We start from the raw sequence: 23,167 nt of genomic DNA on the forward strand, positions 1-23,167 counted from the left end.
TCGGGCGGGGCCGCCTCGGTGGCGCGCTGGCGGGAGCGGTCCTGCTGTCCCTCCTCGCCACCCCGGTCGCCTCGGCCGCCCCCGCGCACACGGCACCGCAGCCGCCCACCACGCCCGGTGTACGGCTCGGGGCGGTGACGGCCCTGACGGCGAACCGCGGACACCTGGCGCCCGGGTCCGCTTCCGCGCCCGAGTCCGAGTCCGAGTCCGAGTCCGCGTCCGCGTCCGCCACGAACCGCCCCTCGACGGCCGACTCCTCGACGGCCGTGTCCGGTCCCGGCGCCGCGGCCGCCGCCCTGCCCGCCCCGAACACCGCCGCCCTGCGCGCCGATCTGGACGCGGTGCTCGCCAAGGGCGCGCCCGGCGCGATGGCCCGCATCGACGACGGCGGCACCGTCCACACCGCGGCCCGCGGCCTGGCCGACCTCGCCACCCACCGCGCGATCAGCAGCTCCGACCGGTTCCGCATCGGCAGCGTCACCAAGACCTTCTCCACGGTCGTCCTGCTGCAACTCGCCGACGCCCACCGGCTGGACCTGGACGCCTCCGTCGACCACTACCTGCCGGGCCTGCTGCCCGACCGCGGGATCACGGTCCGGCACGTGCTCAGCCACCGCAGCGGGCTGCACGACTACACCGACGAGCTGTTCTCCGACTCGGTCGCCGGTTTCGAGTCGGTGCGCGACAAGGTGTTCACCTACCGGCAGTTGGTGAACCTGTCCCTGCGCGAGCCCCGCACCAACGCGCCCGGCGCGGCCTACTCCTACTCCAACACCAACTTCGTCGTGGCCGGGATGCTCATCGAGAAGCTGACCGGCCACTCCGTGCGCACGGAGTACGAGAACCGCATCTTCAAGCCGCTGCGGCTGACGGACACCTTCTACGTCCACCCGGCCACGACCGTCCCCGGCCGGCACGCACATGGCTACCTCACCCCGGACCGGTCGGGCGCCGCGCTCGTCGACGCGACCGACCAGACGGTGTCGTGGGCGCAGAGCGCGGGCGCCATCATCTCCAGCACCCGCGACCTGAACACCTTCCTCTCGGCGCTCGCCCGCGGACAGCTCACCTCCGCCGCGCAGTTGAAGCAGATGGAGCACTGGGAGCGGGTGAACGCCACGACGGCGTACGGACTGGGATTCCGGCGCCGCACCCTCTCGTGCGGCGCACAGGTCTACGGCCACACGGGCGCCGTCCAGGGCTACTACACGTACGCCTTCACCACGAAGGACGGCCGCCGCAGCCTCACCGCGCTGGCGAACACGTCCAACAACGGCGCCGTGCTCACCGCGCTGGGCCGGACGCTGGAGGCGGCGTTCTGCGGGAGCCGGGGCTGAGGGTGATCATGGCCTCCGGGGGCGTACGCGTGGCCTTTCGGGCGCCGAGGGCGGCCCCCCGGCCCTGAAGGCGGTCCTCGGGGCGCGGCAGGTGCGGGAACCGCCTGCCGCGCCCGCGCGTTCTCCGGACGATCCCCACCACGGCGAGGGAGGTGTCATGAGCGAGCTGGTGCCCGGAGGCAATCTCCCCCTGCCGGCCGGACCGCTGACCCTGCGCGTGACCGGCCCGTTCGACGTGTCGGCGCTGATCACCGACGAGGGCGGCAAGGTCGGCACGGACGCGGACTTCGTCTTCTACAACCAGCCGGCCGCGCCCGGCGCCCGGCTGCGCGACGGCGTGCTGTCGGTCGACCCCGCGCGGCTGCGTGCCGGGGCCGCGCGGGTCACCGTGGTGGTCAGCGCCGCCGCCCCCGGCACCCCGCTGCACCGGCTGCCCCCGCCCACGCTGCGGGTCACCGATCCGGCGGGCCGCGCGATAGCCGCCTTCTCCCCGCCGCGCCCCGAACGCGAGACCGTGCTGCTGCTCGCGGAGCTGTACCGGCGCGGCCCCGGCTGGAAGCTGCGCGCGCTGGGCCAGGGGTACGCGGACGGACTCGCGGGCCTGGCCCGGGACTTCGGCGTGGACGTGACCGACGACCCGCAGGCGCCGTCGCCATCGCGGGCGCCCTCGCCCTCGCCGGTGGTGTCCTCCGCCACCTCGGGGCTGAGGCAGGAGCTGTCCTCCCCAGCCCCGGCTCCCCCGCGACCGTTCGGCCCTCCCTCCGCCGACCCGGACGGCTTCCTCGGTCTGGTCAACCCGGCCCGCGCGCGGGCCGGTTCGCCCCCGGTCGCGCTCGACGCCCGGCTCGCCGACGCGGCCCGCGCGCACGCCCGCGCGATGGCCGAGGCGGGGCGTCTGGGCGGCGAGGGCCGCGACGGCAGATCCTTGCACCAGCGGGTGACGGCCGCGGGATACACGTATCTGACCGTGGGCGAGCACCTGGTCTCCGGCCCCCGCGACCCGGCCGAGTTCGTCGACTACTGTCTGCGCACCGGGCAGGCCCGCCGCACCCTGGAGGACCCGACCTTCACCCACACCGGGCTCGGGTTCGCGCGCGAGGGCCGTTCCGGGGACATGTTCTGGACGGCGCTGTGGGCGACCCCGCTGACCCCCGACGGCCTGGCGCGGACGACGGCGGACGTGGTCGCCCTCACCAACCGGGAGCGGGCCGCGGCCGGGCTGCGCGCGCTGTCCGTGGACGCCCGGCTGACGGCCGCCGCACAGGCGCACAGCGCGGACATGGTGGCCCGCGACTTCTACGCGCACACCTCGCCCGACGGCTCCCAGCCCTGGGACCGGGCGGCCGCGGCGGGGTCCCGGATGCGCACCGTCGGCGAGAACATCGCGTGCGGCCAGCGGTCGGCCGCCGAGGTGGTGGAGGGCTGGATGAACAGCCCCGCGCACCGCGACAACATCCTGAAGGGCGACTTCACGCACATCGGCGTCGGGTTCGCCGGAGGCGGTCGGTCGGGCACGTACTGGACGCAACTCTTCGGCGGCTGAGCGCCGTTCGGCGAAGGGGCGGCATTCGGCCGTCGGCACGGTGGCGGGCCCCGATCTTGGCGGAACCACCTGCTCCGGGCCAGGATGCCCGCATGAAGGGTGATCTGTTTTCCCAGGAGCACATGGTGCAGCCCGCGACCGTTGCGGGCATGTCCGTCGAGAACGCCAAGTGCATCAAGTACGCGGTGAACGGCGAGATGGTGGCCCGGCAGGGCGCGATGATCGCCTTTCGGGGCAACCTCCAGTTCGAGCGCAAGGGCCAGGGCGTGGGCGGAATGCTCAAGCGCGCGGTGACCGGGGAGGGGCTGCCGCTGATGGCGGTGCGCGGCCAGGGCGAGGCGTGGTTCGCGCACGAGGCGCAGAACTGCTTCATCGTCGACGTCGATCCCGGCGACGAGTTCACCGTCAACGGCCGCAACGTGCTGTGCTTCGACGCCTCGTTGTCGTATCAGATCAAGACGGTGAAGGGCTCGGGCATGGCGGGCGGCGGCCTGTTCAACAGCGTGTTCACCGGCCAGGGCCGGCTGGGCCTGGTGTGCGAGGGCAATCCGCTGGTGATACCCGTCTCGCCGCAGTATCCGGTGTACGTCGACACCGACGCGGTGGTCGGCTGGACGGCGCATCTCCAGACCTCGTTGCACCGCTCGCAGTCCATCGGCTCGATGCTGCGCGGCGGTTCGGGCGAAGCGGTGCAACTGATGCTCCAGGGCGAGGGTTTCGTGGTGGTGCGCCCGAGCGAGGCCACTCCGCAGAAGGTGCAGCAGCATTGACGCGGACGTGATCCGGGTCGCACAGGCAACCCCGAGGGCGGAAACCACGTCTTGATCGACAACAGACGAAGCCCCGGCTCCTGTGAGCCGGGGCTGATTTCCGACGCACTATGCACTGCATGTATACACAGCGCGTATACACGACGTGCTTATCAGCGCGCGCTCGCTCCGCGCACAGAAGGGTCTTCATGTACGGCAAAGCATTCGCCCCGGAGTACCAGGGCGCCCTCAGCACCCTGTCCGTGAACTCCTCCCTCGTCGACGTACTCGCCGCGGGCACCGAGCGGTTGCGCGCCGCCGAACAGGACGGACGCCCCGACGAGGCGGCCCGCTGCGGGCTCGCCGTCGCCGAGGCGCACCGGCGCCTGGGCAGGGTCGGGGAGGCGGACCGGGCCTGGAAGGCGAGCTACCGCGCCGCGCGGGAGGCCGGCGACACGGGCGCGATGGCGTGGGCGCTGTGGAGCGGCGGCACCCTCGCTCGCCAGCGCGGTGCCTTCCCGCTGGCCCGGCGGCTGCTGGCGCTCGCGGCCGAACTGGGCGAGCGCGGCGGGGACATCGTGGCGCGGGGCTACTCGCTGGCGGGGCTCGCCGAGACGGGCCGCATCCAGGGGGACTACGCGGCCGTGGCCCGGCTGCACGAGCAGTTGCTCGCCGAGGCCCGCAGGCGCGGCGAGGCGCGGCACACGGTGTGGGCGCTGGAGGGCATCGCGCAGATCCACCGCAACACCGGCTCCTACGACACCGCGTACGCGCTGTTCGAGGAGGCCGCGCAGACCGCGGCGCGGGCCGAGGACCGGCGCGGACACGCGTGGGCGCTGCGCGGACTGGCCGACGTGCTCTCCGCGCGCGACGGGAACACCGAGCGGGCGCTGGAGCTGCTGTCGGAGGCGGAGGCGACATGCCGGGCGATGAACCTGTCCAGCGCGCTGGCCTACAACCACAAGATGCGCGGCAACGTGCTGTACCGGGCGGGCCGTTACGCCGAGGCGCGGGAGCTGTACGCCCGCGCGCTGGAGGAGTTCCGCGCGATGAGCGAGCCGCGGGGGCAGGCGCTGGCGCGGCTCGGGCTCGCCAAGTCACTGGCCCGGCTGGGCCGCGACCGCGCCGAGACGGCAGCGGAACTGGCGGACCTGGCCACGGAGTTGGAGCGGATCGGGCTGCGGCACGCGGGCGAGATGGTCGCCCGGGCCCGGACGGAACTCGGTATCGACGCACCGCACTTGGCGTCGGAGGCGGCCCGTGTCCCCGGGCCCGTCCGGACGCCGGGGGCCGCGCGGACGCCGGAGCCCACCCGGCCCCCCGAAGACGGCCGCACCCTCACGGACGGCCGCACCCCCGCGGACGGCCGCACCCCCCAGGACGGCCGCATCCTCGAGGCGGAGGCAGTTCAGAGCCCGGAGGTCGTCCGATGACCGTGCTTCCCTCCGCGCTGCCGGTGGCGCCCCCGGACCGGCTCCTCGCCCGCTGCGCCGCGTCGGTGCGGCCCGCGCTGGAGGAGGCGGTCGGGCGGCTGCATCCCTGGGTGGCCGAGATGGCCGCGTACTCCTTCGGCTGGTGCGAGGTGGGCGGCGCGCCCGCGGACACGGGCGGCGGCAAGGGCGTACGGCAGGCGCTCGCCTTACTGGGCGCCGAGGCGGCCGGTGCGCCCGCGCGGGCCGGGGTGACCGCGGCCGTCGCCGTCGAACTGGTGCACACGTTCTCGCTGCTGCACGACGACGTCATGGACGGCGACGCGCTGCGGCGCGGCCGTCCCACCGCCTGGCGGGCGTACGGCACCGGGCCCGCCGTGCTCGCGGGCGACGCCCTCTTCGCGCTCGCGGTGGAGACGCTGGCCGCCGAGCCGGGCGGCACCCACGGCGTGCGGCGGCTGTCGGCGGCCCTGACCGACCTGGTGCGCGGGCAGGCCGACGATCTGGTGTTCGCCGGGCGCCCGTGGACCGGTCCGCGGCGGGTGCGGCCCGCGGAGTACCGGGTGATGGCGGAGCACAAGACCGGTGCCCTGCTGGGCTGTTCGGCCGCGCTGGGCGCCGCGCTCGGCGGGGCCCCGGCCCCGGTGGTGGCCGCCCTGGACCGGGCCGGGCGCGATCTGGGCGTCGCCTTCCAGCTGGTGGACGACGTGCTCGGCATCTGGGGAGACCCGTCGCTGACCGGCAAACCCGTGCACGGCGATCTGCGGGAGCGGAAGAAGACCTACCCCGTGCTGGCCGCCCTCGCCTCCCCCGGCCCCGGCGCGCGGCGGATCGCGGCGCTGCTGGAGTCCGGGGCGGACCCCGCCGGGGCGGCCGCGCTGATCGAGGAGGCCGGCGGGCGGGCGGCGGCTCTGACGGCGGCCCGCGAGCACACCGAGGCGGTGGCGGCCGCGCTGGACGCCCTGCCGTCGCCGCCGGGACCGGTGGCGGAGCTGCGCGGGCTGGTGGGGCAGCTGCTGCACCGCGCGCACTGACCGGGCCGACCGGACGCGGCTCCGGCCGGCGGACGGGCGCGAGACGGCCCTGCGGGCCGGGCCTGCGGTCCGCGGGTGCGGGGGGCCGGTCGCGCAGTTCCCCGCGCCCCTGGGTGGGCCGCGCCCGAGCCCCCTGAAGGGGCGCGGGGAACTGCGCGACCAACCCACCCATACCCGCAGGCCGCTCACCCTGGCGGGGCGCGGCTTGACCCCCGCGGACTTCGCAGGTCAGGGTGGCGAGGGCGCGTACTGTCCTCCCCCGCGCCGGAAGGGTGACCGCCGTGATCGGCGCGAACGGCAAGACCGGGACCAGCGGCAAGGGCGACGGGAACGACGAGCACGGCACGGCCGGGCTGATCGGGGTCACGGACATCGAGGCGGCCGCCGCCCGCATCTCCGGACACGTCCTGCGCACGCCCACGCTGCCCAGCCCCGGCCTGACGGACCTGCTCGGCGTGCCGGTCACCGTCAAGCTCGAACTGCTCCAGCGCACCGGCTCGTTCAAGGCGCGCGGGGCGACCGCGAAGCTGCTCTCGCTGAGCGAGGCCGAACGGGCGGCCGGCGTGGTCGCGGTCAGCGGCGGCAACCACGGGATCGCCCTCGCCGAGATGGCCGCGGCGCTCGACGTCAAGGCCACGGTGATCATGCCGCGCACGGCGCCCGCGCGCTCGATCCGCCTCGCCGAGGAGGCGGGCGCCTCGCTGCGACTGACGGACGACATGGACAGCGCGTTCCGGCTGGTGACGACGTTGCGGGACGAGGGGCTCACCCTCGTCCACCCCTTCGACGACCCGGTCGTGGCCGCGGCCCAGGGCACGGTGGGGCTCGAACTGGCCGAGGACGCCGGTCCGTTGACCGACGTAATCGTCAGCATCGGCGGCGGGGGCCTGATCGCCGGGGTGGCGGCCGCCCTGCGGGCCCGCCGTCCGGGGTTGCGGATCTGGGGCGTGGAGACGGAGGGCGCCGAGGCCATGTCGCGGGCGCTGGCGGCGGGCGGACCGCGGCCCGTCCCGCTGTCGTCGGTGGTGACCACGCTCAGCGCCCCGTCCGTGTCACAACTGACCTACGACCATGTGGCCGCCCTCGTGGAGGACGTGCTCGTGGTCCCGGACCGGGAGGCCGTGCGCGGCTGCCTCGACCTCGCCGAGCACGCCAAGGTGTGGGCCGAGCCGGCGGCCGGCTGTCTGCTGCCCGCGGCCCGGCTGGTGCGGGAGCGGGTCGGTGACGGCGCCCGGATCGGTCTGGTGGTGTGCGGGGGCAATGTGACGACCGGGGACGTGCGGGACTGGGCGGAGCGGTTCGGATTGAGCTGACGAAATCGTCGACACCGCTATTCCGTGGTCGCGTTCTCCGCAGCGGGACCACGGATTACCGTCCCGCGCGATCGGCTTCCCGGCCGTCACGATCACTTTTCCCGTACCCCGCCGCCGGTTTACCTCCGGTTGCCTTCAGGTGGGGCCCGGAATTGCGCGGCGGGCGGCCCGCAGGCCGTACACCAGGCCGTACGCCGGAATTCGCCAGGCCATGCGCCGGGCCGTACACCAGGCCGTACGCCGGGCCGAACCCCGGGACAACGGCCGAGGTGGCCGGGTCGCAGCGCATCGGCGTCCGGCCGGCCGTAAATATTGAACGAAAGTCGGCGGCAACCCGTAAGTAACCTCTGCGGATCTCCCTTGCTTTGAACAATCCCCCTCTCGCGCACCGTACTTCTGGGCAACGTGGGGGCCACGGGTTTCAGCGAGGGAAGACACCATGGTCAAGGGGCAAGCGACGGCGGTCGAGTCGGTGGCCGGGAGATACCGGCCCGTCGAGGTCGTCCACCGCGAGACGAACCGCGTGGTCTGGTACGCCGAGGACCTGCACGCCGCCCGGCCGCGGCTGCTGACCCGGATCGATCTGCCCGACGGCTCCGGCCGGAACACCGCCCAGCGGACCACCGCCCACGTCGTGCGCACGCACGAGATCCTCGGCGTGCTGCGGCCCGGCCGCGTCGCCGTCGTCGTCGACGCCGTCGAGGAGGGCGGCACGCTGTGGACGGTCACGGAGTGGATCGACGGGGTGCCGCTCGGCGAACTCCTGGAACGTCAGGGCGCGTTCACGCCCGAACGGGCGGCCCGCGTCGGGCTCGAACTGCTGGAGGTGCTGGAGGCCGCGCACGGCGAGGGCATCACGCACGGCGAACTGAGTCCGGGTCAGATCTACCTGCGCGACGAGGGCCCGGTCGTCGTGACCGGCTTCGGCCTCGCGGGCGCCACCCTCGTGCCCCGGGTGGCGGCACCGTCGTACGCCTCCCCCGAGCAGGCGCGCGACGAGCGCATCGGGCCGGCCGCGGACCTGTGGGCGCTCGGCGCGATCCTCTACACGATGGTCGAGGGGCGGCCGCCGTTCCGGGACCGCGGCCGGCCCGAGGCGACGCTCCGCGCGGTGGACCGGCTGCCGCTGCGGGCCCCGCTGCGCGCCGGGCCGCTGTCCCGGACCGTCCAGGGACTGCTGCGCAAGGACTCCCGGGAACGGCTGACACGGACGGCGGTGCGCGAGGCGCTGACCCGGGTGCTGGCCGAGGCCCAGGAGGAACCGGACGGGCGGGAGGACGTCGGCCCCGGCGTCCACGCGTCCGCCGCCGTGCGCCTCGCCGGATCCCGCGGCGGCCGGGCGCTCGCCGCCGGTACCGCGCTGGCCACCGTGACCGTCGCGTTCGCCGTGCTCGCCGCGACCCACGAACTGCCCGACAGCGGCGTGTCGTCGGCCTCCGGTACGACGGGCCACCCGGCCTCGGCGACGGCGGCCGGCGCGGGCGAGACCGCCGACGGGCACGCCACCGCCGTCCCCTCGCCGACGCGCACGGCCGCCCCCACCCCCACGGCGAGCAGGAGCGCGTCCCCGTCCGCGCCGGCCTCCGCGTCCCCGTCCGCCTCCGCGACCACCGCGGTTCCGCTCGGCTTCCGCCGCTACACCGCCCCGGAGGGGTTCGCGGTGGACATACCCGAGGACTGGACCCGGCTGCGCACCCAGCGGTCCGCCGACGGGGCCTATCGCGTCACGTTCGGCGCGAGCGGCGACGACCGGACGCTGGCGGTCACCTTCAGCCAACAGGTCGGCCCCGACCCGGTGGCGGTGTGGCGCGACGACGTCCTGCCGAACCTGCGGCAGACCCGGGGCTTCGCGCTGATCGGCACCATCCGCGCCACCACCTACCAGGGGCACAAGGCCGCCGACATGCAGTGGTTCGAGGGCGTCGGCCTGTCCCGCACCCGTACCTTCGGCCGCGGCTTCCTCCTCACCGGCACCCGCGGCTTCTCCCTGCGCTGGACGGTCCCGGCCCTGGACCTGCACGCCCTGCGCGACGCCCGAGCGCTGAAGACGGTCCTGGCGTCCTTCCGCCCCTCGGCCTGAACGGGGGTGCCGTCCGGCGGTTCGAGGGGCGCCGTCCGGCGGTTGGACCTCGGCCCGTCAGGGAGGGGCAGCTGCGGTCCGGGGCGGTGGTGTCAGTCCCGGCCCCGCGTGGCGCGCTGCGAGCGCAGTCGGCCCGGGTGCAGCGGTGTCGTGCGCCAGCGGGCGGTGAAGCCGGCGTCGGGCAGGGAGCAGGTCAGCAGCAGGTGGTGCGGGGTCTCCAGGAAGGCCACGTCGAGCGACAGGGTGTCCGGGGAGGTCCAGCCGCCGCTGATCGCGAGCGGCAGGGGGTCCTCCGTGACGGTCCAGCCGGGCGCGCCGAACGGCAGGCGCAGCGGCTCGTCCGCCTCGGTCAGCACCAGCGACCAGCCGTCCGCGTCCGAGGTCACCCGGGCGTCGGTCAGGCGTGGCTGGGCCGGGCAGCCGCCGCCGGACGGGGTGAAGCGGGCGCCGTGCCACGCGTCGGCCCGTGCGGGCGGGACGGACGCGCCCGGCGCGGGCGGCAGGGCGAGGTCCGCCAGGCGGTCCGCGAGCGCCGCGTCGCGCTCCCCCGCGCCGGTCGGCGGCGCGGTCCCGAACGCGGGCAGCAGATGCGCCCAGACCAGGTCGAGCAGGGCCTGCATCCGCTCGGTGTCGGCGGTCGTCGCGATCACCGCGTCCTGCTGGGGCAGCACCAGGCAGAACTGGCCGTAGGCGCCGTCGCCGCGGAACCCGTGCCGGGAGCGCCAGAACTGGAGGCCGTAGCCCTGCCCCCAGTCGGAGTCCGCCGCCTCTTTCGAGCCGTCCCCGGTCGGGATGTGCGCTCGGCTCGCGTCGGCCACCCAGTCCGCGGGCAGCAGCCGCTCGCCCCGCCACTGTCCGCGGCGCAGGTACAGCTCGCCGAGCCGGGCGATCGCGTCGGTGCGGGCGTGCAGTCCGCTGTAGCCGATCTCGCGGCCGGTGCGGTCGCGCAGCCAGCGCACGTCGCCGATGCCGAGCGGGTCGAGCAGCCGGGGCCGCAGCCATTCGGTCAGCGGCTGCCCCGTCGCCTTCTGCACGATGGCCGCCAACGTGTACGTGGTGGGCTGGTTGTAGGCGAAGACCGTGCCCGGGTCGCGCTCAGGCGGCACCAGCAGGAAGCCGCGGACCGGTTCGGCGGCGTCGGCCGCCAGCGAGGCCGGCAGGGTCTCGGCGACATGTCCGCTGGCCATCGACGCCACGTGCCGCACCCGCAGGGCCCGACTGCGCGGGTCGGTGATGTCGGCCTCGAACTCCGGGAAGTGGGAGATCACCGGGTCGTCGAGGTCGAGCAGCCCCTCGGCGGCGGCCAGCGCGGCGGCCGTACCGGTGAAGCTCTTGCTGAGCGAGTACAGCAGGTGCGGCCGCTCGGGGGTGTACGGCGCCCACCAGCCGGAGGCGACGAGATGCCCGTGCCGCACGATCATCAGGCTGTGCGGCTCGATGCCGGGGGCGGCCTCGACGGCGTCCAGGAAGGCGAGCACGCCGGACGCGTCGACGCCCTGCTCGGCGGGGGCGCTGGTGGGCCATGGACGGTCGCTCATGAGCCGCATCCTCTCCCGCCGGAGCGCCGGTCACCAGGGCGCCGCACGGACCCGGCCGGTTTCCTCCGCCGCCGTCGGGAACCACCCGCCCGCGTGGACACTCAACACCCGTAGAAGGAGACTCCGGTGCCCCGCCCCACGGGACGCTTTCGGCCGAAACCGTGCCGATCGTTCGCTCGACTGAGCATTTTTCGCGCGAGAGGGGTACTAGAGGGCACGACGTCCGCACCCCTCGGAGGCTTTGTTGTGAATCCCCACGTCCACAGCACCCTGGTCGTGCAACTCCAGGCGGACGGCGCGAGCCGCTGTCCGGTCCTCGCCCATCTCTCCTACGACGCCGCCGACCCGTTCGCCGTGACCGCGGTGTTCAGCCACGACGGCCGGGTCCTCACGCGGTGGCGGCTGGACCGGGAGATGCTGGGTGAGGGGCTGCGCAGGTCCGTCGGCGTCGGCGACGTACGGTTCTCGCCCGTGACGAACGGGATGTGGGCGGAGCTGCGGATGGAGTTCCTCGGGGACACGCACGAGGACGGCAGCCGCCACCACGCCGTGGTCTACGCGTGGGCACCGGCGGTCTCCGCCTTCCTGCGCAGCACCCGGGCCGTGGTACCGCCCGGCGAGGAGGAGATCGGCGTCGACGACTTCCTCGCGGAGATCCTCGCGCGCGGCTGAGGGCCACCGGCCCCCGCACCTCCCGGGCCGCGATGAGTAGGCGTACTCATGCCGCGGGGCGGGCGGTGCCGCCAGTCTGGAGCCCCGACGGGCAGGGAGCCCGCCGCGACCGCTCCGAGGAGCCTTGATGACCGCCGCCGAACCGACCGCAGCGACGCCCGCCGCACGCCCCGAACCGCCCGCCGCACGCGCCGGGTTCCCCGCCGTGTCCCGCGAACCCTCCTCCGGAAGCCGGGTGTTGTCCGTGCCGCTGGCTGAACGGCTCGCCGGACGGCGCCTGGTGCCGCCGCTGTGCGTCGCGGTGGTCGTCGTGGGGATGGTGCTGTCGGGATGGGCGCCGCGCGACCGCGCGACCTGGTTCCTGGAGACGGTGTGGGTGCTGGTGGGCCTGCCGCTGATCGTCCTGGCCCGGCGCCGCTTCCCGCTGACCGACCTGCTGTGCTGCCTGCTCGCCGCGCACGCGCTGGTGCTGGCGGTGGGCGGGCACTACACCTACGCGCAGGTGCCGGCGGGCGACTGGGTGCGGGACACCTTCCACCTCAGCCGCAACCCGTACGACCGCCTCGGCCACCTCTTCCAGGGGTTCGTGCCGGCCGTGCTGGTGCGGGAGGTGCTCAGCCGCAGGTCACCACTGCGCGGCAGCCGCTGGCTGGCCCCGCTGACGGTGTGCGCCTGCCTGGCCTTCAGCGCCCTCTTCGAGCTGTTCGAGTGGGCGGCGGCCGAGATCGGCGGCCACGGCGCCGACGCGTTCCTCGCCACGCAGGGCGACCCGTGGGACACCCAGTGGGACATGTTCTGCGCGCTGATCGGCGCGGTGGTCTCGGTACTGGTGCTGAGCCGGCTGCACGACCGCCGGATGGCGGCCCTGGCGGCTCACTCCGACGTGTGACGGCGCCGGGTCCACAGCGGGAGCACGTACCAGCACAGGACGTACCAGACGACCACGGGCGCCACCAGCCACGGCACCCAGCTGCCGTGCGTGGCCACCCGCAGGATCAGCAGCAGCGACGAGGCCATGGTGGCCAGCAGCAGGACCAGCCCGACGAAGGTCAGCCGGGACGCCCACCGCACCGCCTCGGGCTTGACCCGGCGCCCCGCGACCACACGGTGCAGGGACACCGGGCCGATGAGGGCGCCGGTGGCGCAGGCCCCGAGGACGACGGTCACGACGTAGATGGCCCGGTCCGTGTCCTCGAGGGAGGGATAGCGCTGGGTGAACACCACGGTGAGCAGGAAGCCGAAGAGGATCTGCACGCCCGTCTGGGCGACACGGACCTCCTGGATGAGCTCACCCCACATCCGGTCGGCTCGCTCTTCCGGACTCTCGTCGCGCCCCGTGCGCGCCACCGGCGGTGTCATGTGAAGCGTGTACCGTGCCGGCGGATCCTCAAACGGCGTCCTACCAGCGCTGCTCCACCTGGTCCTTGATCCGGCGGTCGTAGAGGTCGCGGATCGCGGTGAGGGTCTGCTCGGGCAGGGCGGGGAGCTTGGCCGCGGCCGCGTTGGCGCGGGCCTGCTCGGGCGAGCGGGCGCCCGGGATGACGGTGGTCACGCCGGGCTGCTCGACGATCCAGCGCAGCGCGAGCTGGGCCGGGGTCCAGCCCTCGGGTGCGAGGGCGGCGAACTCCGCGGCGGCCTCCACGCCCGTGGCGTAGTCGACGCCGGAGAACGTCTCGCCCTGGTCGAACGCCTCGCCGTGCCGGTTGTAGGTGCGGTGGTCGTTCTCCGGGAAGACGGTGTCCTTGGTGTACTTGCCGGTCAGCAGGCCCGAGGCGAGCGGGACGCGGGCGATGATGCCGACGCCGGCCTCCCGGGCGGCGGGCAGCACCTCGCGCAGCGGCTTCATGCGGAACGGGTTGAGGATGATCTGCACGCTCGCGACGTTCGGCCGAGCGATGGCGGTGAGCGCCTCGGCGCAGGTCTCGACGCTGACGCCGTACCCGGCGATGCGCTCCTCCGCGACCAGGGTGTCCAGGGCGTCGAACACCTCGTCCGAGGAGTACACCGGGGTCGGCGGGCAGTGCAGCTGCACGAGGTCGATGCGGTCGACGCCGAGGTTGCGGCGCGAGCGGTCGTTCCAGGCGCGGAAGTTGTCGAGGACGTAGTTCTCGGGGATCTGGTCGACGCGCCGGCCCATCTTGGTGGCGACCATGACGTGCAGGTCGGGGCGGCCGCGCAGGAAGGTGGCGATGGTCTCCTCGCTGCGCCCGTCGCCGTAGACGTCCGCCGTGTCGAAGAAGGTGACCCCGGACTCGGCCGCGGCCTCCAGCACGGCGAGGGCTTCCTTGTCGTCGACGTCGCCCCAGTCGGCGCCCAGCTGCCACGTGCCGAGACCGATGACCGACGCGTGCCGGCCTGACCTGATGAATTCGCGCTCGTCCATGACCGAATTCTGTCATCCGTCCTCGTTCGCCGCGGCCTGCGCCCCCCGGGAAGCGCCGGAGGCGAGAGCGCGCGCGTGCACGGTGCGCGCCACCTTCGGCCCGAGCCACCGCTTGAGACGGCGCAGCGACTCCAGCCGGCCCACGGCCCGGTCGAGGCCGTAGTAGAGCTGCGGCGGCACGTACGGCAGCAGCGGCGAGTGGCGCTGGCCGAGCAGGGCGAACATCTGGTGCGGGGGCAGATGGATGTAGCGCGGCAGGTTCTCGTACCACCGGGCGCTGTAGCGGGCCGCGCTCTGCACGGACAGCAGGGCCCTGCGGCGTTCGTCCTCGTAGGCGGCGAGGGCCTGCGGGAGGCCGGTGTGGCGGCGCAGGGCCCCGGCGAGGGCGACGGCGTCCTCCAGGGCGAGGGTGGTGCCCGCGCCGATCGAGTAGTGGGTGGTGTGGGCGGCGTCGCCGAGCAGGACCACGTTGCCGTGGTGCCAGGAGCGGTTGGTGAGGGTGCGGAAGGCGAGCCACGGGGCGCTGCCGTCCCCCGCGGGGCGCCCGATCAGGCGGTTGCCGTCGAGGACGTCGGCGAACAGCTTCTCCAGGAGGGTCAGCCCCTCGGCCTCGTCCGCGCGGTCCAGGCCCAGCCCGCGCCAGGTCCCGGGGGCGCATTCGACGACGCAGGTGCTGTGCCCGGGGCCGTACGGGTAGCCGTAGAACCAGATCCAGCCGTGCTCGCTCTCCACGAAGGCGAAGGTGAAGGCGTCGAAGACCTTGGTGGTGCCGAGCCAGAGGTAGCGGTTGCTCCCCTCGTGGAACTCGGTGCCGAATCCGTCGCCGTGCCGGGCGCGCAGCGCGCTGTGCACCCCGTCGGCCGCCACGAGGAGGTCGCCCTCGGGGAGGTCGCCGCCGCCGATCTCGTGCTCGAACTCCAGCCGTACGCCGAGCGAGCGGGCCCGGTCGGCGAGGATCTCCAGCAGCCGGTGGCGCCCGATGCCGAAGCCCTCGTCGCCGGGCTGACGGGCGATCAGGTCGCCCACCCGGGCGACGCCTTCGGTCCACCGGACCGAGTCCGCCTCGACCGCGCGGGCCGACTCCGGGTCGTGCTCCGTCAGCCGGTCGAGCAGGCCGCGCCAGTAGGTGACGCCCCAGCCGTAGGTGGAGCCCTCCGGGTTGCGCTCGTACACGGTGATGTCGTGGGACGGGTCCTGCCGCTTGAGCAGGATCGACAGATACAGGCCGGCGGGCCCGCCGCCGACGCACGAGACCTTCACGGACACCCCTGACGGTTCTGGCGGTTGTGGTGGTTCGGACTGCTTCGGCGATGACGGTCACTCAACGTCGCCGACCGGAGCCGAAGAGTAGCAGCGGGAGAGGTGCGGGCGGCGGACCCGCGGATCGCGTCAACCTCCCGCGGTGAGCCGGGTCACCCGCCGCACCGGGGCCCGCCAAAGATCACCGCCAACGCCCGGATCCGCGCAAGGAATTCCCTCTTCCGGGGAGTACGCCGACGTCACGCGAGCAGGATCGTCTTCGTTCAACCCTGCACGGCATATGGGTGATTGTCCGGATCACGGCCAACCGGTCCGGGGCGATTTCTCCCGCTTGCCCCGGGCCCGATAGTCATACGGCGTCCCCTTCGAACGAACGATCCCAGGAGGTTCCGGATGCCCGACCTGTCCCGCCGCCGCGCGCTCACCGCAGCGGCCGCCCTCGCCACCGCGGCCGGGGCGCAGGCCGTCCTGGCGCCCGCGGCCGGCGCCGCACCGGCGGCAGACGCCACACCCCAGGCAGGCGTCGAGCCGTCGCCGGGCGCCATGCCGTCGGCCGACCCGCACCACGGGCACGGGATGCCCGACATGCCCGAGCCCTTCGACGAGGTCTACAAGGGCCGCCGGATAGCGGGCCGCCCGACGACCATGGGCACCGGGCACGAACACCACGGCGGCTACGGCGTGTTCGTCGACGGCGTGGCCCTGCACGTCATGCGCAACGCCGACGGCACGTGGATCAGCGTCGTCAGCCACTACGACCCCGTGCCGACCCCGCGGGCCGCCGCGCGCGCCGCCGTGGACGAGCTCGAGGGCGCCCGGCTGCTCCCGTTCCCGGCCAACTGACCACCCCCGCACGGACCCTGCACGACAACGGGAGCACCCGCCACATGACCGTCCGCAAGAACCAGGCCGCCCTGACCGCCGACGAGAAGCGGCGCCTCGTCGCCGCCCTCCTCGAACTCAAGCGCAGCGGCCGCTACGACGCCTTCGTCACCACCCACAACGCCTTCATCGTCGGCGACACCGACAACGGCGAGCGCACGGGCCACCGTTCGCCGTCCTTCCTGCCCTGGCACCGCAGATTCCTGCTGGAGTTCGAGCGGGCGCTGCAGGCGGTGGACGCCTCGGTCGCGCTGCCGTACTGGGACTGGAGCACCGATCGCACGGTGCGCGCCGCCCTGTGGGCGCCCGACTTCCTCGGCGGCACCGGGCGCAGCTCCGACGGCCGGGTGACGGACGGCCCGTTCGCCGCGGCCGCGGGCAACTGGCCGGTCAACGTACGGGTCGACAGCCGCACGTATCTGCGGCGCTCCCTCGGCACCGGGGTGCGGGAGCTGCCCACGCGGGCCGAGGTCGACTCGGTGCTGTCCATCGCGACGTACGACGCGGCGCCCTGGAACAGCGGATCCGACGGGTTCCGCAACCACCTGGAGGGCTGGCGCGGGGTCAATCTGCACAACCGCGTCCACGTCTGGGTCGGCGGCCAGATGGCGACCGGGGTCTCCCCCAACGACCCGGTGTTCTGGCTGCACCACGCGTTCGTCGACAAGCTGTGGTCCGAGTGGCAGCGCCGGCACCCGGGCGCCGGGTACGTGCCGGGCGGCGGCACGCCGGACGTCGTCGACCTGCACGACACGATGAAGCCGTGGAACGACACGACGCCGGCGGATCTGCTGGATCACACGCGGTTCTACACGTTCGACACGGACGGCTGACCGCGGGGGCCTCCCGGCCGGGGTTCGGGGTCGCGGTCCGGCCGCGGGGCGGCGGGCGTCGTCGTCCGACCGCGGGCCGGTGGGGGTTGTTCGCGCAGTTCCCCGCGCCCCCAGGGGGTAGCGGTTGACGTCGGCGGCGAGGACCCGGCGTGCGCTTCGGGCGCGGCGAAGGCGAAGCCGTCGTTCCGTCCGGGTCGGGTCACTCCGTGGTCGTGCGGCACTCCGGGTGGCCCCAGCCCTGGGGGTTCTTCGCGATCGTCTCGCCCGCCGCGTAGGAGCGGCCGCACACGCAGCGGCCGGGGAACTTCGCCTTGAGCGTCCGGGCCGAGCCGCCGTTCGCGCGGGCCGCCCCGCCCGTCCCGCTCCCCGCCGGCCTGCGGCGGGAGGCGGCGGGCCGCGGGGTGTCCGGCGCGGCGGGCGGCTCGGGCGAGCCGAGTTCGCTGCCGGCCGCCTGCTGGGCGCTCGCCGCCTGGCTGGCGGCCCGGTCCGCGAAGTCGTTGAGCGGGTCGCCGTCGACCTGGTGGGCGGGGACGTAGCGGAAGTCGACCGCGCGGCCGGCGAGGAGTTCGTCGATCCGGACGACCAGCTCCTGGTTGGCGACGGGCTTGCCCGCCGACGTGCGCCAGCCGTTGCGCTTCCAGCCGGGCAGCCAGGTGGTGACGGCCTTCATCGCGTACTGCGAGTCCATCCTGACCTCGAGCGGCACGTCCGGGTCGACCGCGCCCAGCAGCTGCTCCAGGGCGGTGAGTTCGGCGACGTTGTTGGTGGTCCGGCCGAGCGGTCCGGCCTCCCAGCGCTCCGGTGTGCCGGAGCCGTCCGCGACCACCCACGCCCAGCCGGCCGGACCGGGATTTCCCTTCGACGCGCCGTCGCAGGCGGCCACCACTCGTTCACGCATGGGCTCGATCATGCCACGGCGGGCCGGGACCCCCGCTCCGGACCACGGACCCTAGGAAACGTCCGCGCTGGGCGGCACCTCGCCGGTCGTCCGCGTGACGTCGATCACCGAGAAGCTCGCGCCCTGGGGGTCGCTGATCGACGCCATCCGGCCGAAGGGGCTGTCCATCGGACCGAACCGCAGGACGCCGCCGAGCTTGCCGGCCTTCGCCACGGCCTCGTCGCAGTCGGGGACGACGAAGTACACGTTGACGTACGCCGGCACCTCGGGCGGGAACTCGTCGCCCATCTTCATGCAGCCGAGCACCGGGTCTGCGCCGACATGGAACATGCGGTAGTCGACCGCGTCGTCCTGGAGCTCCTTCACCGTGTACGGGAAGACCGCCGGGAAGAACGCGTCCGACTTCCCGGGCTCGCGGGTGAAGACCTCGGCCCAGCCGTAGGCGCCGGGCGTGGCGACCGTCTCGAAGCCCTTGTGGACGCCGCCCTGCCAGACGCCGAACACCGCGCCGCCGGGGTCGCGGGCCAGGCACATGGTGCCGAAGTCGCCGACCTGCATCGGCTCCATCAGCACCTCACCGCCGTGCTCGCGGATCTTCGCCGCGGTGGCGGCCGCGTCGGGCGAGGCGAGGTAGAGGCACCACTGCGACTGCCCCTCCTGGCCGGGCATCGGCGGTACGACGGCCGCGACCGCCTTTCCGTCGGCGTACGCCTGCGTGTAGTTGCCGTACTCCGACGACGCCTCGCCGAAGGTCCAGCCGAGGACCTCGCCGTAGAAGCGCTTGGCCCCCTCGACGTCGCTGAACATCGCGTCGGCCCAGCACGGGGTTCCCTCTGATTCCACGCCCATCGGTGCCGCCCTCTTTCGGTTCTGGCCCGGCGGCGCGGGCCGCCCGTCGCTCGGCGCGGTACGGCGCGCGGCCGGGTCCTGTCCGGCTGTGTGTCCGGATCCTCACGCTATCGATCGCTCCGCCCGCCCGCGCGCCGAACGCCGGACCACGGGAGACTGGGCGGCGGCACCACACGACGGCGCGGACACTACGGCGCACACACGACGGCGCGGCTTCGGCGGACGGGGCTCGGGATGGCGGACACGGACACCCCACGGACGATGCGGGCCTGGGCGGTCACGGAACCGGGGCCGGTCGAGGCGGACACCCCGGCCCCGCTCCGGCTCGTCGTGAAACCCGTGCCGGTGCCGCGGGACGACGAGCTGCTCGTCCGCGTGCGGGCCTGCGGGGTGTGCCGCACGGACCTGCATGTCACCGAGGGGGACCTGCCGGTGCGCCGTCCCGGCGTGACCCCGGGCCACGAGGTGGTCGGCGAGGTCGCGGCGGCCGGGGCCGCGGTGCGCGGGTTCGCCGTCGGTGACCGGGTGGGCGTGGCCTGGCTGCGCTCCACCGACGGGAGCTGCGCGTACTGCCTGCGCGGCGCGGAGAATCTGTGCCCCGCGTCCCGGTACACCGGCTGGGACGCCGACGGCGGGTACGCCGAGTACACGACCGTGCCCGCGGACTTCGCGCACCGGCTGCCCGCCGACGTGCCGGACGAGGCGTCGGCACCGCTGCTCTGCGCGGGGATCATCGGCTATCGCGCGCTGCGGCGGGCCGCCCTGCCGGCCGGCGGACGGCTCGGTCTGTACGGCTTCGGCGGCAGCGCGCACCTGTGCGCCCAGGTGGCGCTCGCGGAGGGCGCCACCGTGCATGTGCTGACCCGGGGTGCGGCCGCGCGGCGGCTCGCGCTGGAGCTCGGGGCGGCCTCGGCGGGCGACGCCTACGCGCCGCCGCCCGAACCGCTCGACAGCGCCGTGCTGTTCGCGCCGGTCGGCGATCTGGTGCCGGTCGCGCTGCGGGCGCTGGACCGCGGCGGGGTCCTCGCGATCGCGGGCATCCACCTGAGCGACATCCCGCCGCTGCACTACGAGAGCGACCTGTTCTACGAGAAGGAGGTGCGCAGCGTCACCTCCAACACCCGTGCCGACGCACGGGAGTTCCTCGCCCTGGCCGCACGGCACGGGGTGCGCGCGACCACCCACGCCTATCCGCTGTCGCGGGCGCTCGACGCGCTGCGGGACCTGAAGGCCGGCCGGTTCGACGGCGCGGCGGTCCTGGTGAACGACCTCTCCTGACGACCGCTCCTCGGACTCTCCTCGAACTCTCCTCGGCCTCGGCCCGACGGCGGCTCGGCAGCGGCTCGGCAGCGGCTCGGTTTCCGCTCCGGTGTCCGCTCCGGTGTCGGCTCGAACGTCCGGGTCGCACAGCGGTCCGGACGTACGCCCTCCGGCGGGAGCTCGTACCGTCGCGGGATCGGCGCGAGCGCGCGGAGTGACCGTACGACCGCCCCCGGAGGGAGGTTTACCCCTTCGCGAGCGTGAAAGCGCCCCTTGTACGCCGTACCGGCCCGCGATCATCGCTGTTTGGCTGGTGCCTGCACATGATCGGCGGATCCGGACGACCGCCGCTCCCCCACCCGCCATCCCCGGAGGGCACGTGTCCGCACCCGACCACGCCACCACTACCGCGGATCCCGGGCCGGGCCCCGGCCCCGGGCCCGCCGCCGGCCCCCTCACCGACGAGCTCACCAGTCTCGGCACGCGCGCCGCGCGCCAGCTCACCACGACGACCAAGTCCGCGCCCCAGATGCAGGCCATCAGCTCGCGATGGCTGCTCAGGGCGCTTCCCTGGGTGGACGTCAAGGGCGGCACCTACCGCGTCAACCGCCGACTCCAACTGCGGATCGGGCGCGGCCGGGTGCAGTTCGAGCAGAACGGCGCCGACGACATCAGGGTCGTCCCGCAGACGCTCACCGAGCTGCCGGTGCTGCGCGGCTATCCCGACATCGATGTCCTGCGGGAGCTGGCCGGGCGCTTCCGGGCCCGTGAGGTCCGCGCCGGGCAGGTGCTGTTCCAGGCCGGGCAGCGCATCACCGAGACGTTCCTCGTCGTGCACGGCCGCTTCACCCGCTTCACGGACGGCAAGTACGGCGAGGAGGAGATCCTCGGCACGGTCACCGGCGGTGACCAGATGGGCGACGAGGCGATCGGCCAGGAACGGCCGTTGTGGCTCACCTCGGTGCGCGCGGAGACCGCGGGCGTCGTGCTCGTGCTCCCGTGGGAGGTGGTCGGCGACCTCACCGCGCGGGCGCCCTCGCTCGCCGAGCATCTGGCGCGGTACGCCGAGCGCCGGCGGCTGCCGACGAACCGCAAGGGCGAGGCCGAGGTGCCCGTGCAGGCGGGCCACGTCGGCGAGCCGACCCTGCCCGGCGGCTACGTCGACTACGACCTTGCGCCACGGGAGTACGAGCTGTCGCTCACCCAGACCGTGCTGCGGGTGCACACCCGGGTCGCCGACCTCTTCAACGACCCGATGAACCAGACCGAGCAGCAACTGCGCCTGACCGTCGAGGAGATCCGCGAGCGGCAGGAGTGGGAGCTGGTCAACAACCGGGAGTTCGGACTGCTGCACAACGTCGACTACGGCCAGCGCATCAGCACCTTCACCGGGCCGCCGACCCCCGACGACATGGACGAACTGCTCGCCATGCGCCGCAGCACGAAGGTGTTCCTCGCCCATCCCAAGGCGATCTCGGCCTTCTTCCGGCAGTGCAACCGGCGCGGGCTCGTGCCCGGGACCGCCAGCCTCGGCGGGCGCGAGGTGCCCGCGTGGCGGGGCGTGCCGATGCTGCCGTGCAGCAAGATCCCGGTGAGCGCGCACCACACCAGCAGCATCATCGCGCTGCGCACCGGCGAGTCCGACCAGGGTGTCGTCGGCCTCTACCAGACAGGCATCCCGGAGGAGTTCCAACCGGGCCTGAACGTCCGCTTCATGGGCATCGACGCCGCCGCGATCATCAGCTATCTGGTCACCGCCTACTACTCGTTGGCGATCCTCGTGCCCGACGCGGCCGGGATCCTGGAGAACGTCCAGATCGGCAGGACGGCCGACTGACACCGTGGAGCACGGAATGAGCCCGCCCCCCAAGACCCCGACCGCCTCGACGCCCGCCACGACCGCGCCGACCGCGCCGACCGGAGCCGGTTCACCGCCCGGCAGCACGACGCCGACCGCCACGACCGCGCCACCGGGCCTCACGACCGCACCACCGAGCCTCACCCCACCGGCCCCGCTGCCCCGCACGACCGCCCTGCCCGGTCCGCCGAACATCGCCCGCTCGCTCGCCACCCGGCGCACCGGGGCCATTCCGGGGCTGCTGTACCGGCCCGCCGCCCCCGCCGACCCGGTGAAGGCCGCCGAGGTCGACCGGCGGCTGGAGGCGTGGGCCCGCGCCCTGGACCTGTTCCCGCCGGCCTGGCGGGGCGACTTCTCCGGGTTCCAGTTCGGCCGCGCCGTGGTGCTCCAGCACCCGGGCGCCCTCGACCTCGAACGGCTCACCGTGGCAGGACAGTTGCTGCTCGCCGAGAACCTCGTCGACAGCTGCTACTGCGAGGAGGACGAGGGCCGCGGCGGCTCCCGGCTGGGGCTCGGCGGGCCGCTGGTCCTCGCCCAGTCGGCGATCGACCCGTTCGCCGGTCCCGCCGAGCTGGAGGCCGAGTGGCGCGAGGGCGTACAGGCCGACGGACCGCTCAGGTCGTACCACTGGTCGGTGCGGGACTTCGCCGCCTTCGCCACACCCAGCCAGACCGACCGCTTCGTGCACGACATCGCCCGCCTGCACCTCGGCTACCTCGCCGAGGCCGCCTGGTCCGAGACCCGGTATCTGCCGCGGGTGTGGGAGTACCTGGTGATGCGGCAGTTCAACAACTTCCGGCCGTGTCTGTCGATCGTGGACGCGGTCGACGGCTACGAACTGCCCGAGCAGCTCTACGCCCGCCCCGAGATCCAGCGCATCACGGCCCTGGCCTGCAACGCGACCACCATCGTCAACGACCTCTACTCCTTCACCAAGGAACTGGCCAGTGATCCGGAGCACTTGAACCTGCCGCAGGTCGTCGCGCGGAACGAGGGCCACGGTCTGAAGGCCGCCTATCTCAAGAGCGTCGAGATCCACAACCGTGTCATGGAGGCCTTCGAGACGGAGTCCGCGGCCCTGTCGGCGACCTCACCGCTCGTCGAGCGCTATGCCCGTTCACTGGCCACCTGGGTGTCCGGCAACCACGAATGGCACGCGACCAACGCCCACCGCTACCACCTCCCCGACTACTGGTGACGGCCCCACCGCGGGGCCGCTCGCGCCACCGGGAGCGGGCACCGCCCCGC

20 protein-coding genes are annotated in these 23,167 nt (G+C 74.1%); 14 read left to right on the top strand and 6 right to left on the bottom strand.

The annotated features are described in order from the left end of the window. The first annotated feature begins 266 nt into the window (after window positions 1-266). From WN71_RS17755 to WN71_RS17785, 7 genes are all read left to right on the top strand, one after another. Window positions 267-1,337, top strand: a complete 1,071-nt coding sequence (locus WN71_RS17755) for a serine hydrolase domain-containing protein (RefSeq protein ID WP_240529688.1) — start codon at window positions 267-269, stop codon at window positions 1,335-1,337. 157 nt (window positions 1,338-1,494) lie between these two features. Continuing rightward, a complete protein-coding gene (locus WN71_RS17760; protein WP_046584994.1) occupies window positions 1,495-2,880 on the top strand; it encodes a CAP domain-containing protein in 1,386 nt (461 codons plus the stop codon). Between the two features lie 92 nt (window positions 2,881-2,972). Then, a complete protein-coding gene (locus WN71_RS17765; RefSeq protein ID WP_046584993.1) occupies window positions 2,973-3,650 on the top strand; it encodes an AIM24 family protein in 678 nt (225 codons plus the stop codon). Window positions 3,651-3,838: 188 nt separating this feature from the next. Further along, the gene (locus tag WN71_RS17770) at window positions 3,839-5,062 is read left to right on the top strand and encodes a tetratricopeptide repeat protein (RefSeq protein WP_079177930.1); all 1,224 of its coding nucleotides are present in this window, start codon (window positions 3,839-3,841) and stop codon (window positions 5,060-5,062) included. After that, entirely contained in the window at window positions 5,059-6,093 is a 1,035-nt protein-coding gene (locus tag WN71_RS17775; protein WP_046584992.1) for a polyprenyl synthetase family protein, read from the top strand. The genes WN71_RS17770 and WN71_RS17775 overlap by 4 nt, the downstream gene beginning before the upstream one ends. A 353-nt stretch (window positions 6,094-6,446) precedes the next feature. Next, window positions 6,447-7,406: a threonine/serine dehydratase family protein gene (locus WN71_RS17780; RefSeq protein WP_046585039.1), complete on the top strand. Its 960-nt coding sequence runs from the start codon at window positions 6,447-6,449 to the stop codon at window positions 7,404-7,406. Window positions 7,407-7,845: 439 nt separating this feature from the next. Then, window positions 7,846-9,486, top strand: coding sequence for a serine/threonine protein kinase (locus WN71_RS17785; protein WP_046584991.1), 1,641 nt, complete (start codon window positions 7,846-7,848; stop codon window positions 9,484-9,486). A gap of 92 nt (window positions 9,487-9,578) precedes the next feature. Here WN71_RS17785 and WN71_RS17790 read toward each other — a convergent pair whose 3' ends face one another. Then, window positions 9,579-11,024 (bottom strand): serine hydrolase domain-containing protein, encoded by a 1,446-nt coding sequence (locus WN71_RS17790; RefSeq protein ID WP_046584990.1) that lies wholly within the window; start codon window positions 11,022-11,024, stop codon window positions 9,579-9,581. Window positions 11,025-11,270: 246 nt separating this feature from the next. Between WN71_RS17790 and WN71_RS17795 the strand changes: the two genes are divergently transcribed. Beyond that, window positions 11,271-11,696 (top strand): SsgA family sporulation/cell division regulator, encoded by a 426-nt coding sequence (locus WN71_RS17795; protein WP_046584989.1) that lies wholly within the window; start codon window positions 11,271-11,273, stop codon window positions 11,694-11,696. 316 nt (window positions 11,697-12,012) lie between these two features. After that, the gene (locus WN71_RS17800) at window positions 12,013-12,585 is read left to right on the top strand and encodes a DUF2238 domain-containing protein (protein WP_046585038.1); all 573 of its coding nucleotides are present in this window, start codon (window positions 12,013-12,015) and stop codon (window positions 12,583-12,585) included. Here WN71_RS17800 and WN71_RS17805 read toward each other — a convergent pair. Genes WN71_RS17805 through WN71_RS17815 form a run of 3 tightly spaced genes read right to left on the bottom strand, consistent with a single transcriptional unit; the run spans window position 12,570 to window position 15,339 of the window. Beyond that, window positions 12,570-13,055, bottom strand: a complete 486-nt coding sequence (locus tag WN71_RS17805; protein WP_046584988.1) for a DUF6328 family protein — start codon at window positions 13,053-13,055, stop codon at window positions 12,570-12,572. The genes WN71_RS17800 and WN71_RS17805 overlap by 16 nt on opposite strands. Window positions 13,056-13,095: 40 nt before the next feature. Further along, entirely contained in the window at window positions 13,096-14,079 is a 984-nt protein-coding gene (locus WN71_RS17810) for an aldo/keto reductase (protein ID WP_046584987.1), read from the bottom strand. A gap of 12 nt (window positions 14,080-14,091) precedes the next feature. Beyond that, window positions 14,092-15,339 (bottom strand): FAD-dependent monooxygenase, encoded by a 1,248-nt coding sequence (locus tag WN71_RS17815; RefSeq protein WP_420856507.1) that lies wholly within the window; start codon window positions 15,337-15,339, stop codon window positions 14,092-14,094. Between the two features lie 393 nt (window positions 15,340-15,732). Between WN71_RS17815 and melC1 the strand changes: the two genes are divergently transcribed. Together melC1 and melC2 are read left to right on the top strand one after the other, a co-directional pair. Further along, entirely contained in the window at window positions 15,733-16,182 is a 450-nt protein-coding gene (gene melC1 / locus WN71_RS17820; RefSeq protein WP_046584985.1) for an apotyrosinase chaperone MelC1, read from the top strand. Window positions 16,183-16,226: 44 nt separating this feature from the next. Continuing rightward, window positions 16,227-17,054, top strand: a complete 828-nt coding sequence (melC2, locus tag WN71_RS17825; protein ID WP_046584984.1) for a tyrosinase MelC2 — start codon at window positions 16,227-16,229, stop codon at window positions 17,052-17,054. Window positions 17,055-17,253: 199 nt separating this feature from the next. On the opposite strand, the gene WN71_RS17830 is transcribed toward melC2, so the two are convergent. Both WN71_RS17830 and WN71_RS17835 read right to left on the bottom strand, forming a co-directional pair. Further along, window positions 17,254-17,964: a ribonuclease H family protein gene (locus tag WN71_RS17830; protein ID WP_046584983.1), complete on the bottom strand. Its 711-nt coding sequence runs from the start codon at window positions 17,962-17,964 to the stop codon at window positions 17,254-17,256. Between the two features lie 39 nt (window positions 17,965-18,003). After that, complete coding sequence (locus WN71_RS17835; RefSeq protein ID WP_046584982.1) at window positions 18,004-18,801, bottom strand: VOC family protein; 798 nt, start codon at window positions 18,799-18,801, stop codon at window positions 18,004-18,006. A gap of 261 nt (window positions 18,802-19,062) precedes the next feature. On the opposite strand from WN71_RS17835, the gene WN71_RS17840 reads away from it, so the two are divergent. The 3 genes from WN71_RS17840 (at window position 19,063) to WN71_RS17850 (ending at window position 23,117) form a co-directional block, all read left to right on the top strand. Next, complete coding sequence (locus WN71_RS17840) at window positions 19,063-20,079, top strand: zinc-binding alcohol dehydrogenase family protein (protein WP_206300097.1); 1,017 nt, start codon at window positions 19,063-19,065, stop codon at window positions 20,077-20,079. Window positions 20,080-20,440: 361 nt separating this feature from the next. Beyond that, a complete protein-coding gene (locus WN71_RS17845; RefSeq protein ID WP_046584980.1) occupies window positions 20,441-21,898 on the top strand; it encodes a family 2B encapsulin nanocompartment shell protein in 1,458 nt (485 codons plus the stop codon). A 16-nt stretch (window positions 21,899-21,914) separates the two neighbouring features. Next, window positions 21,915-23,117, top strand: coding sequence for a family 2 encapsulin nanocompartment cargo protein terpene cyclase (locus WN71_RS17850; protein WP_240529685.1), 1,203 nt, complete (start codon window positions 21,915-21,917; stop codon window positions 23,115-23,117). The last annotated feature ends 50 nt before the right edge of the window (window positions 23,118-23,167 follow it).

The organism is Streptomyces mangrovisoli (genome assembly GCF_000974985.2).
GTDB lineage: Bacteria > Actinomycetota > Actinomycetes > Streptomycetales > Streptomycetaceae > Streptomyces > Streptomyces mangrovisoli.